Raw genomic sequence first — 26,126 nt, 5'->3', positions numbered from 1 at the left:
TTTCCAATCAGCTAAAAGGCTCCTTATGGCTGTCTCTTGATCACAAGTCTGACTCAAGAGACTTTGCTAAATTGTAGCCCTCAAGGATGGCTTGTAATTTGAGCCATCCTTACCATATCACTTTAACTGATGATCACCCTGTGCGTTTTGTATCTTTCCAGCCTCCCAATTTGGCTAGTTCTTGATACGCCTATTTTATGTCTGGAGCGCTATCTGGCAGCTTTGTTTTTATCCTTTTTAACCACAGTGATTTCCACCCTTTAATAGATAATATTTCTTCACAACTTCGATTCTCCGGAAGGTTATTTGCGAACTTCAGTTGTCATATTCGTGTCGTTATAAAACCATTAATGGTTACCAGTCGTTCCATGTTGTCTTGGCTTTGTAATCGTAACCCTTCTATGTCTGTACCCTCGCTTTTCCAGGCCTTGTGGTACTCTTCAACTCACTAACGATATTTAATAATTTCGAGTGCTTCTTCTTTGTTGGTAACAGGCTCGCTGGTGAGTAAATACCAGTTTAAGCCTCTATCGGGATTATTCCGTTCTGCACACCCTACGTAATTTAACGTCACTGGGGCGAAGGTGATATCCAATGTGGCTGTGCGCGATTTTCGGTCTCCTTTTTGCGCTATTTCAATATAGTTCGTTCCTGCGCCTTTTAATTCGCTGGCAAATGTATAAAGTTTATCTTCTCCCTCTTCAATATGACGACTTTGCATCGACCGTACAATGAATCGTTGCTGTTCATGTAGCTTGTATTGAAGGTATTCATAAATGTCAGCTTCACGCTCACATACGGAGATAACCTTAGATATCTGCGCTTGAAGCCGTTTTGCCATTGCTTGTGATGCGAACTCCCATTTATAGCTTTCTTTCTCTTTTAGGGGGGACTGGCATGTTGGTGTCGCTTTCCGCGCGTAGTAATGTCTCGACTCCATCTAGCTTGCTCAATCAGGCCGACCACTTGCTTAGCTTTAGGTGCGAACAACAACACACTGTGTGCAAATAACCCACTGTTAGTATGGCGCTGGTTAATGTGTCCTAAGTCTTCTCGGATTGATGTATGGCGCTAAACAAGGGTTGTTGTATCTTCTAAATGCGAGTAATAAATGGTGCGTTTGGGCTTGCTCTGTCGTCGCTTTAAAGCCAGATTCTGCAATGGCGCTTGCGGCTATGTGTTCGTTACGAATAAAATCCCCGCTAATTTTTTAGCGAGGATTTGTGTATAAGAGACAGCCTTATGGAGCCTTTTTTAGTTTTTACCTTTGCTTTTTGCATCGGTTATTTGAATTGGCACAGTTTTAGGAGAGTTTGCATTAAGCAAAAACAGGTCGTTAAAGTGTTGGCTGGCTTTGCAAATGGCACACAGTGTAAGTGAGTGCGCTTCTCAAATTAACGTATTAGGTTATTTTTACCAAACACTTATTTGTTCTTAGAAATCCCAATTATGACTTTTCATCTCCTAAAAATCTTTTGAAATCATAACTAAATGCACTTGAAGTTAAGTATTGTTAACTGATATAAACGCAATCTCCCATTTTACTGATAGGTAAGACTATGTCTCAAAAGGATTTTATAAGCCACTTATTAATAGAGTGTGATGTTATGATTCGTTATGCGTCAGGGCAGGGGAAAACAATACCCAGCTATATGCCAAACACAGTTTATCAACTTCAACGAAAGCAAGATGTAATAGCGGCCGATGGCGCGAGTGTTGATGGGGGGATTGGATTCTACGAACATGAGTTATCTGAGCTGACAAAGTGTCATAAAGAGCTTTCTGTATTGGTTTACCCAGCCAAGCCACTCACGCTTGCAATTATGGATAAAGAGTCTGCATCTGTAGGATGGATAAGGTTCCTTGGTCCAGTTAAGCTAGTTAGGCATATGTCTGTATTGGCCATTTTCTTTTTATTTTCGATTATTGGGTTATCTATTTCCCCTGAAGTGAACCAAAAAACGATCAATGAAGGCTTGTTTAATTCGGAAGGCAAGACTTTGCTGTTGAATCAGTTGTTCCTGCTATGTTGTGCGGGATTAGGTGCTACATTTGCTTGTTTGCATAAATTTCGTAACTATATTCGTCAGTGTAATTATGATCCTAAATTTGATTCTACTTATTGGTCAATGGTGATTATGGGGTTTATGGCCGGCTTGATGATTGCTGAACTTATACCCACCGCTGATCTTGCACAAAATAATCCTACTATCAGTGACTTTCACAAACCATTGGCTGCGCTATTAGGTGGTTTTTCCGCAGATGTGATTTACAGTGTGTTGAATAGATTAGTTGATGTATTCAATCAGTTATTGGGTAGCTCAGACCAAAAAGCCAAAGAACATGCTAAAAACACGATTACACAAGCTGATTTAGCAGAGCAGTTACATCAACAAAACAAAGATTTGAAAGAAAGCATGGCAACAGCACAAAATACTAATCAGCAGTTGCTTTCTCTTATTGCCGATGAGATGAACGTACCTAGTTATAAGAAACAGGTTTTATTAGAGCAGCTTAGCCATGCTCAAAGTACGGCAGAGAATAGCAAGAAGGTTGAACAAAACAAAGTGACGAATGAACATGAAGTTGTTTGAGAAGTTAAAGTGGGCGCTTCAAATATTGTATATTTCAAAATAAAGGATTACATTTAAACTAGTATAAAATGCTGGGATCTCCCTTTTTGAATTTACAGTTTATTATCTTTTCGTTATTAATGTTTTCAAGCCTTTCTGTTGCTATGACAAAGCAACAGATGCTTGAATTCGAGTCTCTAGCGATTAAAGCACCTTTAGAAATTTTAACAGCGCAAGACAAACCAGAATTAGTCAATCAAGCATTTTGGCTCACTATAAAGGCGCGTGCAGCCTTCTTTAAAGGCGACATTCAAGCTGCGAAACAGCATTTTGATGGCGCAAAACTACACGTAAAAGAAAGCCCTTTGAGTTTAAGCTCTGGCTATTGGTACTTATATCGTGCCTTTTTCTCCGTGGAGCAGGGGGAGCTTGAAAAAGCGAAGCAATATATCAAACAAGCGAGATTGAGCTTCACTCAGCAAAAAGCGTCAGACTTACTGATCAGAACCTATGCAATGGAAGCCATCATTGCTGTATGGCGGGAGGAATATAGCCAAGCTCTTAAGTCGTTGCAGGCGGCGCAAAGCTATATCTCTAGAAGTGCAGACGAGATCGACGGAACTACAAAATTAATGGTATATGACAGCCTCACGGCGTATTACTTAACACTGCAATTTTATGTCAAAGCGTTAAGTTATGCTTATCAGGCGAGGGATTTGGCGCTAGAAGCATCAAATATTTTAGACGGGCTACCCATAAAATATAACCTATGCCTAGCTTTGCTCAGATCTAACCTAAATGATAAAGCCGAGCATTGTTATCAAGAAATACATGAGGTAGCACACGCAAAAAACTTACCTCGATATAAATTTTGGGGGCTTTCCGGGCTCGGAAAAATCGCTTTAAGTAAAAAAGAGTTTTCACAAGCTATCGATTACCTGAAGCGGGCTTATTCTATCCAAGATAATGCAATAATTAACCCTGCACATCTTATAGTCTTAAACAATAATCTTGCTTTGGCTTTTGCCGAAGTTAAACAATTTGATAATGCATTGATGCAGCTTGCATCTTCTAAAGAGTTATTAAAGTCTTATCAGAATACACTCAATAATAGGTATACTCGGCAAACTTTAAAAATTGAAGCCGATGTATATCAAGCAAAGAGAGACCTGCCTCAGACAATCGCCTCACTGCGAACTTATGTAAAATTTTTGGAAGAAAATGACGCTTTGGTAAACAACAAGGTTGAATATGAAACGCAGGGCGCATTAGAAGCACAACGACAAAAGATTAAGCTCGCATCTTCGAATAAAGATGCAGGAATGGAAGCAAGCTCAAGGAATGGTGAAGCAAAAAGCCACGATTTAGTAAAAGCCTATATAGTCATAGCAATATTGATAGTTACCTTGGTGATGGTGGTGGCTTATTACCGGCGTTCTAAGAGTAATTTAACGGCTGTATTAAATTATAAAGACTTTGATACTGGACTTTACAATCGGCGCTATTTTGTAGAGCAGTTTGATGTAGTTTCTAACCGTGCAGCAGACTATGCAATGGCACTAATAGAGCTAGATGGCCTCAGGAGTTCAGATCTGAGATATAAAAGCGCAGACGGTAAACTTAAACTGGCCGCAGAATTAATTTTAAAGCAGTTTAGGGATGATGGTGATTTAGTTTGCAGGGTGAGTGAAGAAGAGTTTGTTATTTTGTGTGAAGGGATGAAAAAGGCCGTTCTACAGAAGCGGCTAGCTGTTTTTAAGCAAGCGCTTATAGAACAGGAAACATTGGATGATGTTAGTTTTTCGGGCGCGCTTATATGCTCAGAAGAAGGTGACTTTGGCAATATATTTGCCGAACTAGAAAGCCGTTTGGTTCATGTAAAAAGAAACGCACCTGGACAAGTAGTGGCTTTCTGAACTGTCCAGGTGAATTTGCAGGGATGACGTTAATAGGTATAACTAATATGCTGAAAGAAGCGCATTGTAATATCTTGCTTTTCTGGGTTGATTGGCAATTGAGTGGTAAATCGCCTCACCATGGTTTCAACATTGTTCATAAATTTACCGTACCCTGCATCTTTATTGTCTTTGTCGCTGGCAACGATTACAAAATGCATCGCTTCACACAGGTGCTCTGGGTCCCAGATTGTATGCGTTTGTCCATCCTCCAAAGAGGTATCAAAGCTCAACTTTTGCAGTTCTCTATTGTGAGCAGACTTATCAATTTGACTGCTTCTAACAATAGGCATTCTACCATCCGCCACAAAGCCAATATGGCTTAATTGCAACTGACTACAAATGGTCAGTAACTTGTCTTCAACCGACTGGTAAAAAGATGCATAGTCACCAGGCCTTAATAGATGTTGATACTCAGTTTTTATGGCACGCGTGATAGGGATAGAGAAACTTACATAAGTTATTTCACTGTGAACTTCTGGTAGTGTACAGTTTCTCGCTTGATACCTTGGATACAGGCTGCGGAGCTTATATCCATATGTTTCCCTGTGACCTTTTATTTTTGAAAAAATATCATAAGTGAGATGTTGGTGATCTCGTACTCTAAAATGTAAACCTTGCTCGGAGTATTGTGACTGTAGAGCATCGAGTGTGCGCTTTACCTTGCTATGAAAAGCGGCTGCATTTGCACGTAGTTCATCGCCTGTAGCAAGAAACAGAAAACGGATTTTACGCGCTTTATGGCCTTTATCACTATAGATTTTATGAGCTTCATGGTATTTCGGATTGTAGAAAAATAAAAGCTGCTTATCAGTTTGCAGGTTATAAGCCTCTTCGTGATAGCGAACTACAGGCAGCTTATCATTGACTATCAATTGTACGTTATACAACTCAAACTCATCACACAGGGCAAACAATTTTCGTGCGAGCCTTTGATAAGCACTTTCGATATCGTCAAAACAGGTGTAAAACGAATCTTCTGGTTTAAACTCAGCCAAAATATAGTGATTATTTCGTGCATTTGTGGGAATGTAGACGCGGTGTAAATTCATTGATGCCATTTTTAGTCCTTAACGATACATCTTAATTGGCCTTATATTATTGAATTTACATGACGATTTTATTGCGCTAGAACAAAATTTGTCACACTACTTATTACGCAAAACAAACAAAAAATTACAATTGCGATGGAATTTATATCCGATTTGGCAACAGTTTGTGGACATGGTAATGATTCTTGTTTAATGTTTGTTGAAAAAAGGAACTACCATGAAAGATCCGTATCCTCTTATTCCACTTAGTGCTCGGTCGCTCAACTTTCTAGCTTTGGCAGATGCCAATGACAACGGTAATTCGTGTGACCTAGTTATTCTGAAGGGGTGTCCAGATAAACTGGGGCTCACACAGGCCGTAGACAAAATAGCCAAGACTCATCCTGTTATGCAAAGTCGTATTGTACGCAAAAACTTGCGGTATTATTGGCAATTTGACGAACATTTATTGCCCGAAAAAGAATTTTTAAATTGGTCCTATGAATTCGACTGTTTTGAATTGTGGCACAGTGCGTTGCGTAATCACCTCTTTAAAGACATCGTAGAACCGTTCAACTCATCGCCTGTTAAGTTTATTTGCATTCAGTATAGGCAATATTTTGCACTGTTATTTCTATCATCCCATATCGCTTCTGATGGAAGCAGCGGTTATCTGTTGTTCAAGCAACTGAGTGCTTATCTCAATTCAGAGCCTATCGCGGTGGCGGACAATAGCTTTGCACGTGAACCTACGCTATTTGACTCATGTGGTACAAAAGCTTACCTAACAGCAGCTAAACAGCTAGCGCGCAATTTAGTTAGACCTTGCTCAAAGGTGGTGTTGAACAAGGGTAAATCAAATAAGTGTCAGGTGGAGTATGTCGATCTGGGAGAGGGAGCAACAAAAAGTCTAGTTGACTGGTCAAAACAGCGAGGTTGCTCTGTAAACGTTGCGCTTAATTACATACTTAGTGAGTCGCTTTGTGGCGGTCGAAGGTTAGGGGTACTAGAAACTATGTCAGTTCGAGACATATCTAAGCAGTCGCTTGAATACGCCTATAACAATCTAGTCATTGTTTTTGAGTCATATATTGGCGGAAGTAATACTTGGATTGACGAGTATGCTAAACATCTACAAAAACTTAAATGTGAAGGTTATAGAGCTTTCCAAGCTCAGCAAGAAATTCAAGCTATATCAATTAACTTACTGCCCAGAGTGGCATTAAAGAGATTGGTTAGAATATATAAACGGTTTTTCTTAAAGGGGAATGTAATTCTTTCAAATTTAGGCGTGGTAGATTTTGATTTGAGCCATGTAGGAAAGTATGAAATCGTCGATGTCTATAACTTTAGCGTGCCTTTACCTCCCGCTGGTTTAGCTATTGTTGTGAGTACTTATCGGCAAAAACTAAGAATTTCTTTTGCGCATAGAGGTGATGATATCTCTGACTTTATGAAAGCGATAGAAGCGAATATCTTATCGATTAAATAAGTACTCTTAAGTTTGCACACCACAGAAAATAATGGTGTGAGTTTTTATACTTTCTTTAAAGGTGGTTGCAAGGAGGTAGCTTGCTTTTAAAGGTTTTTGCTATACGAAAACTAATCTCAACTAGAGTATTTACTACCTTGTTTTGATGATAGGGTTATGTTTTTATTTTAATTTATTGTATTTATTTATATAAATGTAAGAACTTCTAGATACAACGGTTTACAAAATGTGTTAATTTTGTTTTCACAGAGCCTTTGAGACCCCGTCTTTCCTCCGATATAAATTTTTTTATTGGAGAAATGATGTTACATACAGGGGAGTTAGTTGCAGCAGAACAAAAGCAGCTAGAAGGACATAGTGAGTTTTGGAGACTCTGGTTAGAAAATAAAGAGAAATTATTAAGTTGTTGTTATCGTTGGCTGAGGAATGACAGTGATAAAATAGAAGACGTCATTGCTCAAACCTGCGAAAAAGCTTTTAAAGCTTATACTCGCTCCAGTGCTATAATTGAAAACGAATTTGCCTGGCTGTGTAGAATAGCGCACAACCTATGTATGGACGTGCATAGAGCAAATGCTAAACATCAAGATATTGTTAATCACGTTTCAGAACTTCCAAATCAATTCTATTTTGCAGACAACCAATCTACATCTCTAGAGAATGAGCATCTAAACCTCAGCTTATATAATAAAATTATTAAAGAAATCGATGTTTTACCAAAAGAATTAAGACTGGTTATGCAATATAAGTTCATGTATGAGATGGAATACAATGAAATAGCTAGCCGCTTACAGCTATCACCTGAGAATGTAAGAAAAAGAGTCCAATTAGCTCGCAAACGCTTATCTGTATTAAAGGATGAATATAGAGTGTTGAGCTAAGAATTTATTAGCTTGATGCTATTGCTTAAATTCGGTTATAACGGGTTGATTTTTTAATAACAAAAGGAAAATCACAAAATTAAATTAGCAGCGTCATATAAGAGCTAGGTTTTTGAACTATAGCCCAACCTTTAAAGTGATGACTGGCAGCCAGTCATCACTTTCTTCTTTCTTACCCATAATTTATCGACTTTATTTCGCAAGTAAATTTATTTTCAATTTAAGTTCACGAATCATGCGTCTCTGCGTCAGTTGATTACTAAGACGGCCAAAGTTGGTTTATTCCATTGCTGGCCATTCAATAAAAAATGGCTCCAAATTTACTTGGCTCACCATGTGAGCGATGCGGCGGAGCATACTTGGAATTAATAATGACAATAAATAGAAAGTGGTATGTAGTTTATACTAGGCCCAACGCCGAAAAAAAATTCGCCGATCAAGTTAATCAGTTTACTACCGGTTGTGATGTTTACTTGCCACTCATAACTGAAAATAGGCAGTGGAGTGATAGAGTAAAGCTAGTCTCCAGGCCACTTTTTAAATCATATGTTTTTGTTTATTTAAATGATGACGAGTATCACTATATTAAACGTTTAAGTGGGTTTGTTGAGTACATTAAGTTTAATGGAAAACCAAGTGTAGTCAGTTCTTTGGAAGTCGAAAAAATAAAAACAATTATTGCATCTGGTTTTCCATGTGAACCTACAACTCGTAAGTTTGCGCTTGGTCAATCTGTCGAAATTAAATCAGGCAGCTTAAGAGGTTATCAGGGTAAGTTAGTTGATATTAAAAACGACGCCGTATTCGCGATAGAAGTTCAAGGGATAGATCAAAATCTATTGATGTCGGTTCCAGCTTCGCTGTTAAGTTTTGCGGAGGAAGCATGACAGGCATTGGCATTTCTAATAAAAACATGGAAGCTCTGAAGGTTCAGCTAATTTGTCATGAAGGCCTAACATTTATGCCGAAGGAGAATGACGCTGGTGAGGTTACCATTGGCGTCGGTAGAAATTTATCTCAAACAGGTATAAGTGAAGCTGAAGCTGAGCAAATGTTAGAGCATGATTTAGCTGAGTTGCTTCAAAATATTGAAAAAGAACTGCCTGTTTTTCAACTGCTAAGTGAAGTGCGTAAACTTGTTTTGATGAATATTGCGTTTTCAATCAAAATCGATGGATTAAAGGCTCTCAAAAAATTACTTGCTGCATTGTGCATAGAAGATTTCACGCTGGCGGCACAGGAAATTTTACACTCTAACAGGATACCAGGAGATGCTGACAGAAAAGCCGAGTTATCTATGATGATGAAGGCGGGGTGAGCCATGGATGTTTATTCTGATGAAGCGCAATTTGAACTAGAGAGAGTGCTTGCAAGAAGCTTTTATCAAGCGGGTGTTGCGCTGCAAAATAATGAGGAAAACTTTGGCGATAGTTTGTCAAAACTTAATGATGTTTTGGACAAGGTAATTGCCTTAGACAAGTTTCGCTTTGTTAAAGCGTGTTTTAGTCTAAGTTACTGTGAACTAAAGCTCATTGCGCTTGTTTTTATCCAAGAGATTGAACCGGATTGCCTGACGCCATATTTGGGATTGACTTGGTATGAACAGGGGCCTTATTTGAGCCTCGATAAATTATTGGTTTTGTCTAACCCATCATCTCAAAAACGCGCCATGTTAAATTCAGGTATTTATCACAAGTTTGCGTTTAAATGGGGACTTTTTCAGTCGCATGAGCAATTTGGGTTGACTCAGAGTATTCGTTTGTTACCTGAACTCCTCTCTTTTTTACAGGCTAAAGAGGTATTATTTTCAGAGAGCTGCTTGGTCTCATACCCTTACAACACTCCGGTAGATTGCGCTTTTTCATTGTTCAAAGGTCAGCAAAGCAATGTAGACAGCAATCATAATTGCGTAATAAATGATTATGATGTCAATTTCATTCGTTGGTACGTTGAGCAGCTTGCTAATGTGCATTCAGCACTTGTCAGCTGTATGCCATTTGATATGCCAAATGATGTGGCCAAGACTCCTATAATCAAAAGCCTATCGGCGCTGCTTTTGGCATCAGGTGGTAAAAAAGTATTTGTTGTTTTGCCCAATTGGGTTAGCCGTTACTTTGTAGCAGGGAGCGAGCTATTTGAATTGTTAAGAGGACAGGGAAATTTGTACTTTTTCTTTTCAAATGAGACGCAGCCTTCGGTACTGCCTAATGTATATGAGTTTACACCCAAAGCTCCAACTATCGATGCGCTAGCACAAATATGGTTAGAGATATCTAAAAGGAATGCGCCTAGTATCGAAGATAGAAGCAGCGCTGGGCAAGTGGCTATTAGGTATCCAGTACCTATATACAAGATGTCAGATATCGCGACTGAAGCACTTGAACAACCGAGCGCACAGTTTTGGCAAGTTTTGAAAGCTTCGTGTCTCAAAGAGCAGCAAAAAGGCCCTGAAGGGTTAGCAACCCTAACAGAGTCTAGATTTAAACTTAAAGATATGGTGCTATCCGAAGGAGTTAATCAACAGCTTCATGAGTTAGTCTCACGCATTAATTATCAATCCGAATTAAAAAGCAGACTACCGAGATTTACAGAAGGTTGTAAGGCGCTTTTTTGGGGGCGCCCGGGGACCGGAAAGTCAATGGCGGCACAGGCCATAGCTGGAGAGTTACAGCTTCCCATTTACGAAGTCAATTTGGCAAACATTGCCAGTAAATGGATAGGAGAAACAGAAAAGCATCTGGCTAAGCTGTTTGACGAAGCTGAGCGATACAATGCCGTATTGATGTTTGATGAGGCTGATGCGGTATTTGCCAAGCGAAGTGAGGTTGAGTCTAGCCACGATAAAAACGCCAATATGGGCGTCAGCTATCTATTACAAAGGATGGAAAGGTACTCTGGTCTACTCCTGTTGAGTACTAATCTCAAAGCAAATTTAGACGAAGCATTTCTGCGTCGTTTTCACAGTGTAGTTGAGTTTACTTTGCCTGATCCAAACCAACGGCTCGCGATATGGAAGCGCGTGATTGGAAGCAATGCAAGTAGAGAGCTACTAAGCGGTATTGAGAGGTTGGCTAAACGATTCGAACTGAGTGCTGCACAGATCATTAACATTACTGAAACCGCGCTACTGCAAAGCCTAATGCTGAAACAAACGAGCATCAAAAGGGAAAATATCGCTAAAGCCCTACTTAGAGAGTTGTCGAAACAGCACGAAGGCTTTATGGCGCAACACGAAATTAAAGCTTGGCTAGAAGGAAACTAAAATGGACCCTAAAATTGTTTATAAGGTGCAACAAGCGCTCAAAACTTTTATAAATGAACGGATCTTGGCTGTGGATCTCGACATTGAAAGTGTGCAAAACACAGAGATTGCATTGAGTTTTGTGGCACCAGATAAGAATTTTTATGATAAGACTGTCAGTGATGAGCCCACTGTAAATTGCTATCTCATCGGTATAGCTGAAGATGTTACAAGGCGACAAAGTGAACCACCTAGAACTTACTTAAACACTGCACAAACGCACCGAGTTTACCAAAAAGAGCCGAGGTTTGTTTCCCTTACCTATATGCTCACCGTATGGAGTAAGGCTGAGGCGGGAAGCGCTGAGCTAGAGCACTTAGTACTCAGTTATTTGCTTTGCGGTCTTGGCGCTTATGATTTTTTACCAGAAGAGATTGTAAATAGCTACGGTGTAGAAGATAAACCTTACGGTATTAGAACGCAACTCTTCGGCAATGAGCATAGTGAAAAGGTCAGTGGGCAGGTTTGGCAAGCGCTGGGTTCGACACCAAAGCCTACACTGTTGCTTTCTCTATCTGTACCAGTCCCTGTATTTACCCCGGATATATTGCCAGTTATTCAAGAAATCGAAACAGATATGGAAAATAAATCGACTTAAGTTTTCCACGCGATTGTACGCCAATTAAAAACAGCTACTCATAGCCATTCTGAGTAGCTGCGCTTCTTCACATAAATGATTAATCACCAAAGGTAAAATATGAAACATTCAGAGCTTAATACGGAGCTTCGAGGCTATTTTGAAAACGGGGACATCCCGACTGAGGACGAGTTTCGTAAACTCATCGACGCAGCGACAGACAATCGAACCACATTCAGTTTAGTGGCGCACATCTTTGGCATGGTCGTAGATTGTGCTGTTACAGAGCCGCTAGCAGACCTGAACGAGGATCTGGCCGAAGTGCTGGCGCAATATCAGTTGGCAGTGGGCGAATCAGTGCTTTTATACCTACAGGATAAGCAGTCAGAAAATGGCGTATATAAGTTCGGTTATCGTCAAGAAGATAGTGGGGTAATTGCGACTTTGACTAAGCAAACGATCGACGAGTTTGATGGCATGTTAATCAAAGCCAATCGCTCAAAAGATAATGACGCAAGTTTTTTTCATTATGTAAGTAATGAAGTAGGGCAAAACCCGCAGTGGGAAAAAGTTGAAAATTTTGATGTCCCAGATTATTACGCGTCAAGTTTCAGAAATGCCCGCTTTCCTGAATCGGTAGATTTAACCCAGGGAGGCATGTCAACAAGCTCTGTTTTAACCGCGGATCGCATTGTTGGCAATGGCTATGACATTTCTAACTTAAATAATGCCAGTTTACCGTCCCAAGTGGATTTAACTGTGATTGCCGATGATTCAAAAGTAAAAGCGAAATACTTTGAAGGTAATGGAAATTTACTGACCTCATTGAATGCCAATGAATTGAAGGGCGGGCAAGTGCCTCCAGATATGTTGGATTTTGCGCACTTAACAGACATTCGCGATGGCAGTTCAGAGAAAGTGCTCAATGCTGATCACGGTCAATGGTTAGACCAAAAAATGGATAGAATTGCCAACCCGCTACTAAGTTCAGTCAATGTTGCATGTGTAGAGACAGAGGCGGATCTTGACTTGTCATCTGCACCCAATCAAATAGATGGTGTTACATTGCAATCAGGCGATTTAGTGTTGCTAACTGCTCAATCAAATGCGGCCGAAAATCGCATTTGGCAGTATCAAGCCAACGCCAAGTTAGTAGAACCGGATCCTGCCCATGCGATTTTATTGCGTCACGGTTATGCTGTAGAGATACAGGAAGGCGCAAGGCATCAGCGTAAAGTCTTTGTATTGCTCTCGCGATTTGAAAACGCAGATGGCGAAATAGATAACGAGTGGCAATCCAGTGCACAAATAACGCTCGCGGGTGAGGGTATACAAGTTACGAACAATCAACATGCAGCTGATATTGCATCTTCAGCGGATGTCGAAGCCGAACGAGCTTATAAACTACTTGATGCAGCCCTGTTTAAACAAAAACTTACCGCCTCTGAACAAGGGATAACGGCTGACTACACCGCTAAGATAAATGAACAAAAGGATCGTATTGACAGTATTTTACATGCCAGTGATGCGGATGCTGATTCTTTTAAAGAGATCGTGGACTTAATTAACTCGATAGATACCGAATCGGATGACGCATTTGCAACTTATGTGTTGGAAAATGATGCTCGAAGCCAAAAAATAGAGGAAGATCTAGACGGGGAAATCACGACAAGGCAGCAACAGGTTGCAGGGTTGCAGTCTAGTATACAGCTAGAGGTCTCTACTCGTACTGCAGAATCAGCTAATCGCTATACTAAGGCGGAGTCAGACCAGCGATTCTTAAAATCACTCAACACCAAACTCGTTGGCCAAGTAGATATTACTGAAGCGACTTTTAATGGTGATTTGAATGTAACGGGTGCAATCACTGCAACTAACGATGTTACTGCATTTTCAGATGAGCGCTTAAAGTCGGACATTAAAAATATCGAAAATGCATTGGATATTGTCAACAAACTCGATGGTGTGACTTTCGAGCGTGTAGATTTCGACGATAACAGGCGTTATACCGGCTTAGTTGCACAGCAAGTTAAGGGGGTTTTTCCTGAAGCTGTTCATCAAGACGGAGAATACTACTCGGTTGCTTACGGTAATTTGGTTGGGCTACTGGTTGAAAGTATAAAAGAGCTCAACGGTAAAGTTGCTAGCCTACAAAGTAAGCTAGTTACGCTTGATTCCAAATAGCAGCGGGGTTAAGCACTATGACTTTACAAAGTAATGGACCGATCTCTTTAGAGGATATTGGTGATGAGTACCGTGATACTTTACCTTATGAGTTAGGCTTTTATAGCGAGCATGTGGAAAAGTCGCCCGGAGAAACCATTGCCATCAGTGAATTTTACGGCAGGTCCGCCATGACAATTCGACTGCTCGACAAAACTTTTGAGGTTTACACTCAACGCAAAGCGATTATCCCGATCGCGAATATTCTTACTGGTAGCTTTGATGAATACAGTAATGGTAATGACCCAGTCAACCTTATTACTGTGCAGAATGCCCAATTTGGCACAGTGAGGATTGATAGTGCTAACGTGGAGTTTACGTCGACGGATACCGTAGGCAGTGCAGCTCGTTTTGATTATACGGTAGAGAACAGTAGCGGCATTAGGAAAACGCATTTTGTAACTATGTCAGTAATCGCGGTACCGCCAATTGTGTGTAACCCAGATACCTTTAGTCTACAACAAGGTGAAGCATTACTGATCAGCAAGCAGCAACTTACCCACAATGATGAAGATGGCTCGGGTACTGGGCTGACATTAACTTCAGTAAGTAATGCGCAAGGTGGTACGGTGTCATTGAGTGGTAATACAATTACCTTTACGTCAACAGGACTTGCCGAACAGCCAGCGCAGTTTAACTACCACGTGCGCAATGGCCACGGCATTGAGCAAACAGGCATTGCATACATTAATATTACTCCTCTGCCAGAGTTAGAATCGTTTGTATATCGTACCCAGCAACAGGCTGAGCAAGCTCGTCAAAGCTATAGCCCTCCGACGATGCAGGACATATTCAACAATTGGGCACGATTCAATGGCAATGAGTACTTTACAAACAAACAAGATGCGGAATCCCGAGGCAGCTCAAATGCGACAGCTTGGTACTACAATGCACCTTCTGACAGTGTTGTTATGCCACTTAATGTCTCGCCACCAAACGGGTTTGTTTCATCAGAAAAAGTCGATAACTACACCTTAGAGGCCACACTTTCTTCGGATAACAGCGACAACGATACCATTGGGGTTGTTGCAGCTTTTGTTCGAGAAGGGAACATCAACTATGTACTGACTTTGGTATTAAATACCGGAGGTACACCGCCTAGCTCGACAGGTTGTGGTGTTTACTTTGGCTACGTAGGAGTAGGAAGTGGGTCAGATAAACTGCTCGGTCAATATAATATAGGCACCGGTGGTGGATGGAATAGCAAAAAAGTCCGCGTAAAAGTGCAAAGGCAGGGTGACATTTTCAAGTTCTATGTGACACCTTGGAACCAACTGGGTGATTTTCAATCTGCCAGTGAAATTGTTGTGGACTTGAACTCAGACTCTGCGCTACATCGCTTTAAAGGTAAGCAGTCATATGGCTACATTACTTACTCTCAGCCAAACTCTACCTATCTTGAGACAGATCTGCGCGGTGGATTAGATGTCTCTAAAATTTATGATGCGCAAAATAACACTGTTTGGGAGTACATTAACGGTAATTGGCAACAGATTTCTGGCAGTCTACAAAGTCATTTAGGCTTTATTCGGAAAGTGTTCAACCCGTCGAGTAAAGAACGGTTCTTAATCGCACAAAACGTAGTCACATATTTGGGTAAGCTGGTTGAAAACAACCAATGGGATAACAGCAAGTTGTTAGATGAGCGCCAAAACGTGCTTTATGACCAAGATGTTGCACAAAATGGCGCGCCTGCAAGCCGACGAGTTGTGGCGCTATACATGGCTGGTAAAGAGGAAAAAAATTATCTCAATGGAAAGGCCAGTGTATCTACAACCTCAGCCCATAGCCATAATACCTCAAACCCTGGGTTCAACAATATTGGTGGCAAAAATTGGTTTGCAGATAACGGTATTGATCTCAACACAACCGACTTTACTCAAGGTACAGTCGCGTTTGAAGGAGGCGTTGTTGGCCGTATTACCAGCATTGGTAACGACAATGGTACAAGCGCATTTATCCATTACCAAGTAACAGGCTACCGCCTTTTCGATAAAAGCTGATGACCCCTGCTTTTTAATCCCTGTTATCACAGTACAAAGCGAACTTTGGTTTGAAGCCAAGGTCAGTAGTTCGCTTTTTCTCACTTTAATTTTTTAACGTGTAGCTATTTTAGAAACTTTAGCTACCTAAACCAAGGAGGCCGTAATGGCACAGAAAACACTTTCTGGTATTCTCGCAGCCATTGATGCTGAGCAAATCGCGGTGAATATGACTGCGACTAAATCACTTTATAGGTACGCGGGTATCATTGACCGCGTCAATGTAGTTAAAACAGATGCGAATGTTGATTTGTCTACAGCAAACAATGATAACTTTTTAACCAACACCTTAAATCTTGCAGACGGAGATAAGATACTACTGACGAAGCAGTCTACACCTTCTCAAAACGGCGTTTATCAGAGAATAGCGGATACTCTGAACAGAATCACCTATCCAAATATTGAGTTAGGCAACCTAGTGGAGCTTCTGGGCATGCCACCTACATCATCGACCGAGTTCTATAAGTTGATGGAAGGTGATCAGTGGTCCCACGTCTTAATCAGTGACGGTGCGGTCATAGCATAACCAAAGTGGCCAAGTGTAAAACTTGGCCACTTTGATCTTATGAGGCTGGCAAATATGGCTTTTGAATATCTAAACGTCAACGCGCTACTTAATCGTTTTAACGCTCATCAACAACACATGGAAAGGTATATCGGCTTTCTTGGCACTGTGGACTTTGTATTTGAAACCGATCAAGTATTAAGTAAACCACTGCCGCCAAGGTACTGGCAATCTAAAGTGCTCTTAATGGCACAAGCAGATGAAACGCAAAATGGACTGTATGAAATTACAGAAACAGGCCTTTGGCAGCGCATTGAAGGTGAGCTTGAAGTGGGTAATGTTACAGCGTTGCGTGGAGAGCCTAGTAAGTTTTTTAAACTGGTTGATTTGAATGCAAATAAACAGCGTTGGCAAGCATTTAACCTGATATAGCCAGTAGCTCGGAATAAAAATTAATTGAGAACCCATCATGACAAAGCTGTTGAGAGAAACGCTCAAGTCTTTTTTTCGTCGAGGTGCCAAACCTACAGAGTCTCAATTTGCAAAGTTGATAGATGCCTGCGTCATGTTTGGTGAAGATGGAATCAACAAACGAGACTCAGGTATTGAAATAACCGAAAACCTCATTGTCAAAGGCAGTTTGATTGTAGATGGCACGTTTTGGTTAGCCGCATCACCACAAACAGAAAGTAACTCGCTGGCTACCCCAATTTTAGGTCAAGTACCAATGGGAGTTGTTTTGTTATGGTTTGGAGACGATTTACCTCATGGCTTTGCAAAATGCGACGGAATAGCGGGACGGCCTTTTATCGAGCCACCAAGTCATGGTTCGGGTAAGTTAAATTACATCATCAGGCTAGCGGAGTAGTGAGGGCTAATACCTGGAACAACCACAACAGAAATGAACAATGACAGAAAGAAATGAAGCAAATCTGGATATTTTAGGTAAGGAGTTTAAAGGCGTGGAATACGCAACGCTCAGTGTGGCGCCTCAGTCAACGCCCTTAACAGAGGAGCAAAAACACGCATGCTCTTTTAAGCCTGCTTTAGAAGCAAAGGTTTGGCCCAAAACGATTCGAAACCTTGGGTACAATCAAGCGTGGATTGAACTGTATGCTGAGTCTATACTGGCTTGGTTGCATGAAGCTAATCAAAGTAAGGTGCTTGACCTATCAAAATCAGTTTATTTATTGCTACTAGGCGCTGCTAACTATCGTCTTGGGTTAGCCTTGCTACGTAGACTGTTGCATGAACAGGCTTCACAGGGACTGATAGAAACAAAGCTATGCATGGTTTTTACTGTTGATGGCAAGCATAACCAAATACTTTTATCTAACCACCCTGACTTTAGCTACTTTTACGAAAGACAACAGGCGCTGATAGTTAATTGGGACACGTCATCTTCGAGCCCGGTACCGACTCATGCACTAGATGGCACTGCCTTATTCACCGATGCAAACCCAGCAATACTCATTGGCCATAAGGTCTTCTCTCAACTCCCCCAGACTATTTATCATATTCATTACCAACAAATTTTCCGGGCGGAGCTGGCTTTAATTTCAAATTATGGGGATGCCTTAAACAAAGCGTCTCATTCTCAGCAAGAGCAAAGCGAAATGCCATTGCTTTGGGAGATGCAAAAACAACACACATTAAAAAGCGTAGCGCAACACAATAACCAAGAAGTGGCAGTATGCTGGCTACAAACATCTGTTGATGAAGAAGCCACCAAGCGCCATGAAGAACTCAATGAATGGGTAAAAAAAGTACTTCAGCATCATACCGTAGATGGAGTGAGTAAAACGATTGCTGTCCCAGACAAGGCCGTCAAAGTGATACGTGAATTTGAGAGGACATTTTCCAAAGGAAGTATGCAGCTTATTAGTGATGGCGCGCAGCAAGCACAAGGGACCACGCTACCTGTGAACATGCGCAGTTGTGAGATAACTCTTCCACTTGATTTTATGGCGCTTAACCAATTGTTAGTCGATGACAATAAAGTGAAAACCATAGAACTACCGTGTGGTCATGAGCAAGTGAGCTTGTCGATGAGTCATCGGTTGAGCAGCAACTTTGCCTATACACGACATGTCTTCGAGCGAACATGTAAGTCCAGTTCACCTGTAACGAGCACGCATGTCATTAATAGCTTGAGTAATGCAGCGGATGTATTAAGCGAGGATCAGATCCAAGCGCATCTTGTCCAAAGTGGGTATGACCCAAAAGTACTTGCCATATTCTTACCTCGCTTATTGAAAAAAGGGGTGTCTGTTTTATCACGCTTATCTTGGTGTGAAATGCTCGATACTGTTTGGCAGAACCATGTTGTAGACATGGAGTATGAGACCTTTACATTTGAGCTGGGCCTTTTAGCCATAGATCTGAGCCATTGGGCGCTTGCAAAATCCTGCATGCTAATGCGTATGGAGATCAGTGGTCCAAGCACGGCCTGTTTACACAATTTAGCTTTATCGGCTTGGGCTACGGGAGAGCTCGATATCGCGAAACAAAGCATCACTTTGGCGCTAGATTTGAACCCTGAAGACACTCAAGTTCAGGGACTAAAATCTGATATTTTGGCCTATCGAAAACGCTGCGCACAGCTAGCTTGGTTTGACCCTTCAATAAAAGATGAGCAAATAGACGAAGGGGAGTTAAAGCTTTTGCCTCTTGGCCAGCATCAACTCGGTGAGTTTTTCTTACAGTATAGTCGCTCAGATATTGCTGAGCGATTACGTAGTGTGCGGTTAAACAATTTTGCTCAACTGGAGTCTATTTGGCCAATTTGGCTTGAGGAAGGGGATCTGAATCAAAAGGCTCACTTTGCGCTAGTACACGAAGACTTTGGTTTAATTGGTGGTGTGGTTGTCGACTTTGATTCGCAGGAACAGTGCGAAGACGAACAAGCAGCTGATGGCTTATTTAGAGCAGCCCATATGTCATTTTGGATTGGTCGAGACTATCAAAACCAAGGCTTTGGTACGGCGGGTGTACAATTAGCGATTTCTCAAACTCAACAGCTTGCAAAGCCTTTACAGTTCTCCAAAATCAAGACTTCAGCCTGGCTACACAATTTTGCATCTAGGCGCATATTGACGCGAACCGGTTTTACCGAAAACAAGCGAATAAAAGCAGGCGGCAGCACACAGGAGGTTTTTTATGAATTGAGTCTTTAGCTTCGAGTTTTATTGCGTGTATAAAATCGCAAACTAGGTAAGGCGCGCAGGAAATGTCTTTGGAGGAAACATGCAAGCCAGTACAAAAGTAAAAGACGCACGACTAGACGATAACGTTAAATATGGTGCTGAAAACACACAGCTACAACAATTGGGGAAGACGATATATCAAACTCAAACATCACTTTCTGTGGCTCAAAGCGCGGCGAAAAAAATGAGTATAGAGGTGCCAAACAGTGAAAATGGAGCTTTGGGCGTCATGTTTGCCGGGCCTCACTCTTTGGGCGCTGTTTCGGGAGAAAAGGCATCTGTTAAAGCCAGTGTATTTAAGGATAGAGTTGCCAGTGAGTATGGTCTATTGCCGGTAAGTAGAGACCCAATGACTAAACGCTCCTTCCTAGCCAGTTTAGAAAATGAATTAAAATTAGATACAGCGGAGGAGCAAAAAGCAGCTCAAAGTGCAGTTTCAACCGCATTTGAAGACAGTGATTGGACATGTGCAGCACCCAAATTACTAATGGACTCTATAGAGCGTAAATCGTCGGGCCCTTACTTTATGAGTGAAGTGTGGTTTGGCCCAGATAAAGCGCCATGGCGTAAGGAGCAGCCGATGGCGTCATGCGTGCATCACTGTGCAAATTTCTTATCGCTGTTAATAAGTAAGTTAAATCGTTTTTCGAACCAGCTGGACCCTTCAGGAGAGAGGCCAGAAACAGAGGCAGACCGAGTCATTGAGAAAGACAGGTTAAGGGTTGTACAAGCGCAGGAGCATGCACGCTTTCAAAAATTGCAGCAACAACAAGCGGATGAAGCGAAAGATCAGCACATCGCAACGGAGAGTGGAAAAATTCAAGCGATGTTGTCTTCAATTTACGAGAAAGACGATAAAGAGATTGAACGTAAATTGGGGTCGGGCACCTATTTCGAAGATACCGTGCTGGCCAAACGCATTATCGAACTATCGGAATCTGCACATAAAGAAATACTCGGTCTTTCAGATAAAAAACGTGCAAGCTTAATTTTTTATGAAACGTTTGACTATGAGGTTCTATCTTTAGGAAAAAACCACGGGTTCAACTTGCAAAGTAAAGACAGTGAAAAGAGCAAGCAAAAGCTGAGGCAGTATTTTACAGAGAAAATGCAAGGCGTGATTGAAGATGTCATAAAAGAAGATGAGTCAGGTGATGACATAACTAAAGTTGTTTTAGAAAAAGGTATATTCAAACTGCCCAAATGACCTTTCTAACTACTTATTTGGGTAGATGATCCTACAGACACTGTCACTTTGGTCATCTTTTAGGTTATCGCCAAACACGAAAAAAGAACGAAACGAATAAGCAGAGGTAATTGATTTCTCTGACTTAGTGCGGTCAAGGAGTATCAAAATGGAAACAGAACAAAAGAAACATGTTTTAATTGGCGCAATGATAAAGGGCCAAGATAACCCGGCTTTCAATAAAGAAGTTGGGAAATGGAAAGATGTTCCGACCGATAAAGTATTTAATAAAAGTGTGCATCGTGGAGGAATTAATTATGTGCCTCCTAAGGGGTATTTTAAATGGGATGTAGCTGGGTTAAATCACAATGTTTCTCGTATTAGAGGTATGGCAGGTTTTTCAGAAGATGACCCAAACTTTCATATTATTGCTAATGTAAATACTTATCAAACTCCAGGGTTTGGAGATATCCCAACAAGTAGCGAACAAAAACATATGACGACATTTGGCAGCGGATGGGCATTGCCTTATAAATTAAATCCGTATTCAGATGCTGACGATTATGAAAAAGATCATCTAAAAGTATTGACGCATTGGCAGAAGTTTCCTTTTGACCCTGAAGAGGAAATGGATGGCAACAATAGTATGGGCCCTGATAATGCCAAGCATGTACTCAGATATCTGACTAAAAAGTATTGGTCAGAAAATAAGAACTTTGTTATTCCGCATCGTGGCCTTAGAAATGAAACCATTAAGCATATCGAAAGCTTAAAAATCATCAATAAAGCCACTGTTGGAGAATACGATTATCTATCCATCATTCACTTAGATGATGATATGCAAATCAAAGATCCGAGTATTGTAAAAACAATACTCGAAGAAAATGAAGTTAGAGCTGACTCTGAAGTATCTAGTACGCGGAAGGAACCCCATGGAGTCGCTTTTTCAACCCCTGGGTATATATATAATATGGAGTCAAACTTACTTGAGTACACGGCGAGTATTTTAAGCCATATTGGGGGGAGGATCACAGAAGATGCTTATCCATCTGAACCTGGGTTAACATTTACGTATAGTAAAGATGTAGAAGAGAATGTATGGCGTGAATTTTTAACTCAGAACCCATGGGGAGTAGAGCACAACAACCTACAGGAATTGCCTTCATACGGTAAAAAGCAACAGGCTGCACGTGTTGAGTCAAAAGAAGGAAGAGCATTTGCCGCGATGTTTTCGAGTTACATGATTGCTCAGCGCAAAGGTCTCACTAAAAATGCGGCCAAATATAAGGTACCAATCAGAAGTAGTGGTTTCTTTTCGGTTGATATGAGCAGTCTCGCCAAGACAGAGATACTAGGTAAAAATGACGGTATTAATCTAAAAAGTCTAGATCTTAACGCCGTACAAGACTTAATCCACACTTACATTAAAAGAAATAAATATCACCCATTAAACAGCTCATCAAGGAGTGCTCAGTCATTCATAAAGTATGTTCTGCCTAAAGTCACTAAATTTGTCAAAAGCGTGATTGAAGATACAGAGACTCCAGAAAGCAGCAAGGCAGATAAAATTTTACGCGCCTTGGAAGAGAAATCTGACGCTTGGTATAAGTCTCTAATGTCACCGGAAAAAGAAGCGCAGCTAATCGATTATATAGATGTTGTTAAGCGCTACTGGGAAGAAAAAGTGCTCGATACTGTGAAATATGTGAATGAAACTTTTAGTGAACATATGAATTTTGAAGAAGTTGATTATGCTGACGTTGTTGATGCGTTAACAGATAGCCAAAATACGAGCCGAACTGAAAACCCATTCGAACTAGATTACGTGACTGGTGAAACCGAATATATTAAATATCTTGGTGAAATTAACACAGCGATAAGTGCGTATACAGATCAAGTTAAAAGCGATTACGCTTAATTAAAAAATAGCTCTATTTTTAATACAGGGCTAGAGGGCATTCAAAATATATCACTTAAATCAGGTCCTTAAAATTTCACCTCAATTGCTGCCTACTTAACCTATTACATTGAACGCTTCATCTAGATTTCGAAGCCGCTTTGGAGCACCTACCAAACCTAAGTTACCGCGTTGCTCCGCAACAACCTGAAAGGGCTATGAATTACACTGTCGAAGGTATGTAAGTGCTGTCCGCAGCAGGTAGCCAATTTAAGTGTAAGTTGGCTTTTCTATAGCGCAGGTTTTCAAGCCTTTTTAATTCTATTCACACCTCTTCATATTTCTTGTCTCAAAAAAAGGAAAACTTTTAAATGCAAAAGCAACAGCAAGAACAGGAGTTAAACCCTGTTTCGCAACTTTACCCCACCAAAACAGCGCTATCAGTCAGCAAGGCACTTGATGCAGATTCTGTAAGTGTCGATTTACTGTCTTCAGGCGTCGACGTTGCAAAACGTTATGCATCTCAAGTTGTTTGGGATCACTTTAATGGAGACCAAACAGCAAAGTTAATCATTGCCAGTGTTTTTAACTACGCAATGACTTCACTTAAGTCTTTAAATCCATGGGTGACAGCCATTGCTCAGGCGTTGGTTTTTCTGGCTAAAGTACCTGCGGGAGTCGTGTCTGCCGTTTTATGGGCTATCGGTAAAATGTGGTTGTGGGTAGCCAATAAATTTTACAATGGAGGCTGGGTAGCCATGGCCTGGGGTGATATAGATGAAGCGTATATCTATCAGTGGCTCAAAAAAGGTAAAGATGCCCACGCAGCATTAAGTGCATTAGTAGAAAACCTAGAAGCGTGGGTTAAGTATATTCAAGATAAGTTATCGAGCAGAGTGGCGGGCTTAATCGGAGTGAGCGCTGATAGCGATCTCTCTGAGGAGCAACCATCTGATACAGACTCCGACTCTGAGACATCGCCAAACATTGTAGACAATAAGTTTATTTCATTGGGTATTAATCAGCCGGACCTAATGGAGTGGGAAGACGGTGTAAATCGACCGAAGCGAGCTGGGCTTCATGGTACGGGCGTGGCGAAGGTAAATCTGCTAGGCCAGCAGTTTGGCGGTGACATTGATATTAAATTGCCATTTGGCTCAGGCTGGGAAGTTTCAGTCGCGCCTGTGTTTGCCAGCCAGCAAGGTGTTGGTTTTAGTGGGTTTATCAGCGCGCATCAAGTGGTAGGTGATGAGCTTGTTGTAAATGAAGAGGGGTTATCTAGCTTTAAAGCCAGTATTGTCGGGTTAGATATTGCGGATAAACGCGTTTATTCAGACCTATTGTCATTGCACTACAACAAACAGCAAAAAGATGTACATTTTTCAGGTGATGCCCATGTGCCGCTTTGGGATAAGAAAAAGCTCGATGGTGACTTTAATTTAAAGCTAGATACAGCCGGTAAATTTAAATCTTCACGAGCAAAAATCTCGTCAACCGATACGTTTGAAGTTATCCCAAATCATTTGTCGGTAAGTAACCTTTCCGGTGAAGTCGAAGTTGCTAAGGATACGGTTCCTGAATTCGAGGTAGGAACAGATGTTTCATTGTATGGCTTGCCAGCAGGGGTTAAAACTTCGGTAACACAAGCAAAGGTTATGTATCACGATGAGCAGCTCGGCGGTGAAATAGAGGAAGCTGAAGTTGAAATACCTGTAAGTAAGCATACCACAATGACGCTGGCTTTGAGTAAAGCAAAATTCACGAAAGATAAAATTGAAGCAGAAAATGCGTATATGGAGCTGGACCACGATAACTCAAAGATAGCCAATGATAAGGCGATTGTGGATTCTAGTTTTTTCTCCGGTAATTTCGACTTTGGTAAAGTTTTTGAACTCAAGCAGTTAAAAGTGCATCAAGGGTTATCATCAATCAAGTTTGAAGGGGGTAAATTTACTTATGAGAAAGATGAAAATAATGGTCTGCAACTACTCCGTGCCCGAATTTTAGGTCTTGAGGCTTATTATGATAATGATAAGCGAGAAGGCGGCATTAAAGGGGAATGGAAAAAAGGCATTGATTTTCCTGCGTTTTCATTAGACTTTCCAGTCGGGGCTGGGTTTGCTGGGGTTGCTATTGATGTTAGTGGTGGGTTTGAGTTTGGTGCAGGAATTGGCGCAACCTTAAACAATAAAGAAGAAGAAAACACCGAAACCGAAATGATATTTAACGTTATTGGTGAGGCATCTGCCAGTGCTAAGGCAAAAGCAAGGATAGAAGCTGGCGCATTTGTTGGAGTACCTTACCTTGCAAAAGTGCAGGGTGGCCTATTTGGTGAGATTAGAGGCGGGGTAGAAGGTAAAGTTCTGGCTTCAGGAAGGCTAAAGTATACGCGTGGTAAAGGAGGAGACAGCTTCGGCCATTTTGGTATTGATAAAGACTGGCCGATGCAAGGTGACTTTAGTTTAACCGGATCTCTCGAAGCTGAGGTGGGAGCGTCCATTAAAGCCAAAGTACTGACATTTGAGAAGGAAATCGCTTCAATTTCTATTGGTGATTGGACATTAGGTGAATATACCTTGGATGGTACTATTAAAAAGAGCCCAGATGGTAAAGGCTATCATATTGAACGCTCCAGCGGGGTATTTACTAACAAAAAGCCAGTGAAAGTTACAAAAGAAAACTTAGGTGTCGATAAGTGGGTTACACAGTTAGAGAAAGATGGCAGTCACATAGAGTACACAGATGAAGAAGCTAAAAGGAAGTTACCTGAAGTCGCGAGAAAAACTGTTTACAGCCCTCTAAGCCGAGATCAAAAAGAGGATATTAAAGAAAGGTATACAAACTTACTTAAGCTGATGCCACAGCAATTGAAATTTGGGAAAATTTATCAGAAATTTAAGGCTGAGCGAGAAAAGCTGCCAAACAGCGGCACATATATTTGGACTTCAAAGGTATGGAGCGAAGCTGTACAGCGTAAGAACTTCTGGTTCATTGAGTTGAGTTGGAGTAAAGCAAAAGTGGCTGACAAACTCGATCAGTATCACAAGGCGAAGTCTATTCTAGACCGAAGAATGATCTTACAAAAGCTTGAAGAAATAGCCACTGATTATCGGGCCAATCGCTCGAAAAGTGAGGAAAATAAGGCCGCTGCACAAGAGTTCTTAGATAGCATTGACAAAGAAAGGCTAATTTTGATGTAGTAGCACCACGTTCTCTATTGATATTACCACAATAGATGTAAGGTGAGTGTAATACCT

18 protein-coding genes and 1 pseudogene are annotated in these 26,126 nt (G+C 41.0%); 17 read left to right on the top strand and 2 right to left on the bottom strand.

The window, feature by feature from the left end; genetic code table 11:
• Positions 1-40: 40 nt before the first annotated feature.
• Positions 41-1,195, bottom strand: a pseudogene (locus N482_RS25415) (IS4 family transposase); the annotation flags it as partial.
• A gap of 364 nt (positions 1,196-1,559) precedes the next feature.
• Between N482_RS25415 and N482_RS02535 the strand changes: the two are divergent.
• Both N482_RS02535 and N482_RS02530 read left to right on the top strand, forming a co-directional pair.
• The gene (locus N482_RS02535; protein ID WP_063375591.1) at positions 1,560-2,594 is read left to right on the top strand and encodes a hypothetical protein; all 1,035 of its coding nucleotides are present in this window, start codon (positions 1,560-1,562) and stop codon (positions 2,592-2,594) included.
• An 86-nt stretch (positions 2,595-2,680) separates the two neighbouring features.
• On the top strand, positions 2,681-4,489 hold the full coding sequence (locus tag N482_RS02530; RefSeq protein WP_196765289.1) for a diguanylate cyclase domain-containing protein: 1,809 nt from the start codon (positions 2,681-2,683) through the stop codon (positions 4,487-4,489).
• Positions 4,490-4,518: 29 nt separating this feature from the next.
• On the opposite strand, the gene N482_RS02525 is transcribed toward N482_RS02530, so the two are convergent.
• Positions 4,519-5,589 carry a DUF3083 family protein gene (locus N482_RS02525; RefSeq protein ID WP_063375589.1) on the bottom strand — a complete coding sequence of 357 codons (1,071 nt, stop codon included), beginning with the start codon at positions 5,587-5,589 and terminating at the stop codon, positions 4,519-4,521.
• A gap of 208 nt (positions 5,590-5,797) precedes the next feature.
• Here N482_RS02525 and N482_RS02520 point away from each other — a divergent pair, with 208 nt between their 5' ends.
• From N482_RS02520 to N482_RS02450, 15 genes are all read left to right on the top strand, one after another.
• The gene (locus tag N482_RS02520; protein WP_063375588.1) at positions 5,798-7,051 is read left to right on the top strand and encodes a hypothetical protein; all 1,254 of its coding nucleotides are present in this window, start codon (positions 5,798-5,800) and stop codon (positions 7,049-7,051) included.
• A gap of 299 nt (positions 7,052-7,350) precedes the next feature.
• Entirely contained in the window at positions 7,351-7,932 is a 582-nt protein-coding gene (locus N482_RS02515; RefSeq protein ID WP_081227670.1) for an RNA polymerase sigma factor, read from the top strand.
• 371 nt (positions 7,933-8,303) lie between these two features.
• Positions 8,304-8,819, top strand: a complete 516-nt coding sequence (nusG, locus tag N482_RS02510; RefSeq protein ID WP_063375586.1) for a transcription termination/antitermination protein NusG — start codon at positions 8,304-8,306, stop codon at positions 8,817-8,819.
• Positions 8,816-9,250: a glycoside hydrolase family protein gene (locus N482_RS02505; protein WP_081227668.1), complete on the top strand. Its 435-nt coding sequence runs from the start codon at positions 8,816-8,818 to the stop codon at positions 9,248-9,250. Before nusG ends, N482_RS02505 begins: the two co-directional genes overlap by 4 nt.
• Before the next feature lie 3 nt (positions 9,251-9,253).
• Positions 9,254-11,194 carry an ATP-binding protein gene (locus N482_RS02500; RefSeq protein WP_063375585.1) on the top strand — a complete coding sequence of 647 codons (1,941 nt, stop codon included), beginning with the start codon at positions 9,254-9,256 and terminating at the stop codon, positions 11,192-11,194.
• 1 nt (position 11,195) lies between these two features.
• Complete coding sequence (locus N482_RS02495; RefSeq protein ID WP_063375584.1) at positions 11,196-11,831, top strand: DUF4255 domain-containing protein; 636 nt, start codon at positions 11,196-11,198, stop codon at positions 11,829-11,831.
• Positions 11,832-11,930: 99 nt separating this feature from the next.
• Positions 11,931-13,994, top strand: coding sequence for a tail fiber domain-containing protein (locus N482_RS02490; RefSeq protein WP_063375583.1), 2,064 nt, complete (start codon positions 11,931-11,933; stop codon positions 13,992-13,994).
• Positions 13,995-14,011: 17 nt separating this feature from the next.
• Positions 14,012-16,036, top strand: coding sequence for an Ig-like domain-containing protein (locus tag N482_RS02485; RefSeq protein WP_063375582.1), 2,025 nt, complete (start codon positions 14,012-14,014; stop codon positions 16,034-16,036).
• Between the two features lie 145 nt (positions 16,037-16,181).
• Positions 16,182-16,601, top strand: a complete 420-nt coding sequence (locus tag N482_RS02480; protein WP_063375581.1) for a hypothetical protein — start codon at positions 16,182-16,184, stop codon at positions 16,599-16,601.
• A gap of 54 nt (positions 16,602-16,655) precedes the next feature.
• Entirely contained in the window at positions 16,656-17,012 is a 357-nt protein-coding gene (locus N482_RS02475) for a hypothetical protein (RefSeq protein WP_063375580.1), read from the top strand.
• Positions 17,013-17,049: 37 nt separating this feature from the next.
• Positions 17,050-17,448: a hypothetical protein gene (locus N482_RS02470; RefSeq protein ID WP_063375579.1), complete on the top strand. Its 399-nt coding sequence runs from the start codon at positions 17,050-17,052 to the stop codon at positions 17,446-17,448.
• A gap of 40 nt (positions 17,449-17,488) precedes the next feature.
• Entirely contained in the window at positions 17,489-19,756 is a 2,268-nt protein-coding gene (locus N482_RS02465; RefSeq protein WP_063375578.1) for a GNAT family N-acetyltransferase, read from the top strand.
• 70 nt (positions 19,757-19,826) lie between these two features.
• Positions 19,827-20,993: a hypothetical protein gene (locus N482_RS02460; RefSeq protein ID WP_063375577.1), complete on the top strand. Its 1,167-nt coding sequence runs from the start codon at positions 19,827-19,829 to the stop codon at positions 20,991-20,993.
• 148 nt (positions 20,994-21,141) lie between these two features.
• Entirely contained in the window at positions 21,142-22,890 is a 1,749-nt protein-coding gene (locus N482_RS02455; RefSeq protein ID WP_063375576.1) for a hypothetical protein, read from the top strand.
• 350 nt (positions 22,891-23,240) lie between these two features.
• Positions 23,241-26,069: a hypothetical protein gene (locus tag N482_RS02450; protein WP_063375575.1), complete on the top strand. Its 2,829-nt coding sequence runs from the start codon at positions 23,241-23,243 to the stop codon at positions 26,067-26,069.
• The last annotated feature ends 57 nt before the right edge of the window (positions 26,070-26,126 follow it).

Source organism: Pseudoalteromonas luteoviolacea NCIMB 1942 (assembly GCF_001625595.1).
GTDB lineage: Bacteria > Pseudomonadota > Gammaproteobacteria > Enterobacterales > Alteromonadaceae > Pseudoalteromonas > Pseudoalteromonas luteoviolacea_A.
Note: the sequence above shows the minus strand (reverse complement) of the source record. Positions and strands in the feature narration are given on the sequence as shown.

What these genes read in the sequence shown, in the direction of transcription:
- N482_RS02460 (WP_063375577.1), top strand. Translation starts at nt 19,827, where the DNA reads ATGCAAGCCAGTACAAAAGTAAAAGACGCACGACTAGACGATAACGTT.
- N482_RS02495 (WP_063375584.1), top strand. Translation starts at nt 11,196, where the DNA reads ATGGACCCTAAAATTGTTTATAAGGTGCAACAAGCGCTCAAAACTTTT.
- N482_RS02490 (WP_063375583.1), top strand. Translation starts at nt 11,931, where the DNA reads ATGAAACATTCAGAGCTTAATACGGAGCTTCGAGGCTATTTTGAAAAC.
- N482_RS02470 (WP_063375579.1), top strand. Translation starts at nt 17,050, where the DNA reads ATGACAAAGCTGTTGAGAGAAACGCTCAAGTCTTTTTTTCGTCGAGGT.
- N482_RS02505 (WP_081227668.1), top strand. Translation starts at nt 8,816, where the DNA reads ATGACAGGCATTGGCATTTCTAATAAAAACATGGAAGCTCTGAAGGTT.
- N482_RS02450 (WP_063375575.1), top strand. Translation starts at nt 23,241, where the DNA reads ATGCAAAAGCAACAGCAAGAACAGGAGTTAAACCCTGTTTCGCAACTT.
- N482_RS02455 (WP_063375576.1), top strand. Translation starts at nt 21,142, where the DNA reads ATGGAAACAGAACAAAAGAAACATGTTTTAATTGGCGCAATGATAAAG.
- N482_RS02525 (WP_063375589.1), bottom strand. Translation starts at nt 5,589, where the DNA reads ATGGCATCAATGAATTTACACCGCGTCTACATTCCCACAAATGCACGA.
- nusG (WP_063375586.1), top strand. Translation starts at nt 8,304, where the DNA reads ATGACAATAAATAGAAAGTGGTATGTAGTTTATACTAGGCCCAACGCC.
- N482_RS02480 (WP_063375581.1), top strand. Translation starts at nt 16,182, where the DNA reads ATGGCACAGAAAACACTTTCTGGTATTCTCGCAGCCATTGATGCTGAG.
- N482_RS02500 (WP_063375585.1), top strand. Translation starts at nt 9,254, where the DNA reads ATGGATGTTTATTCTGATGAAGCGCAATTTGAACTAGAGAGAGTGCTT.
- N482_RS02485 (WP_063375582.1), top strand. Translation starts at nt 14,012, where the DNA reads ATGACTTTACAAAGTAATGGACCGATCTCTTTAGAGGATATTGGTGAT.
- N482_RS02475 (WP_063375580.1), top strand. Translation starts at nt 16,656, where the DNA reads ATGGCTTTTGAATATCTAAACGTCAACGCGCTACTTAATCGTTTTAAC.
- N482_RS02535 (WP_063375591.1), top strand. Translation starts at nt 1,560, where the DNA reads ATGTCTCAAAAGGATTTTATAAGCCACTTATTAATAGAGTGTGATGTT.
- N482_RS02465 (WP_063375578.1), top strand. Translation starts at nt 17,489, where the DNA reads ATGACAGAAAGAAATGAAGCAAATCTGGATATTTTAGGTAAGGAGTTT.
- N482_RS02520 (WP_063375588.1), top strand. Translation starts at nt 5,798, where the DNA reads ATGAAAGATCCGTATCCTCTTATTCCACTTAGTGCTCGGTCGCTCAAC.
- N482_RS02515 (WP_081227670.1), top strand. Translation starts at nt 7,351, where the DNA reads ATGATGTTACATACAGGGGAGTTAGTTGCAGCAGAACAAAAGCAGCTA.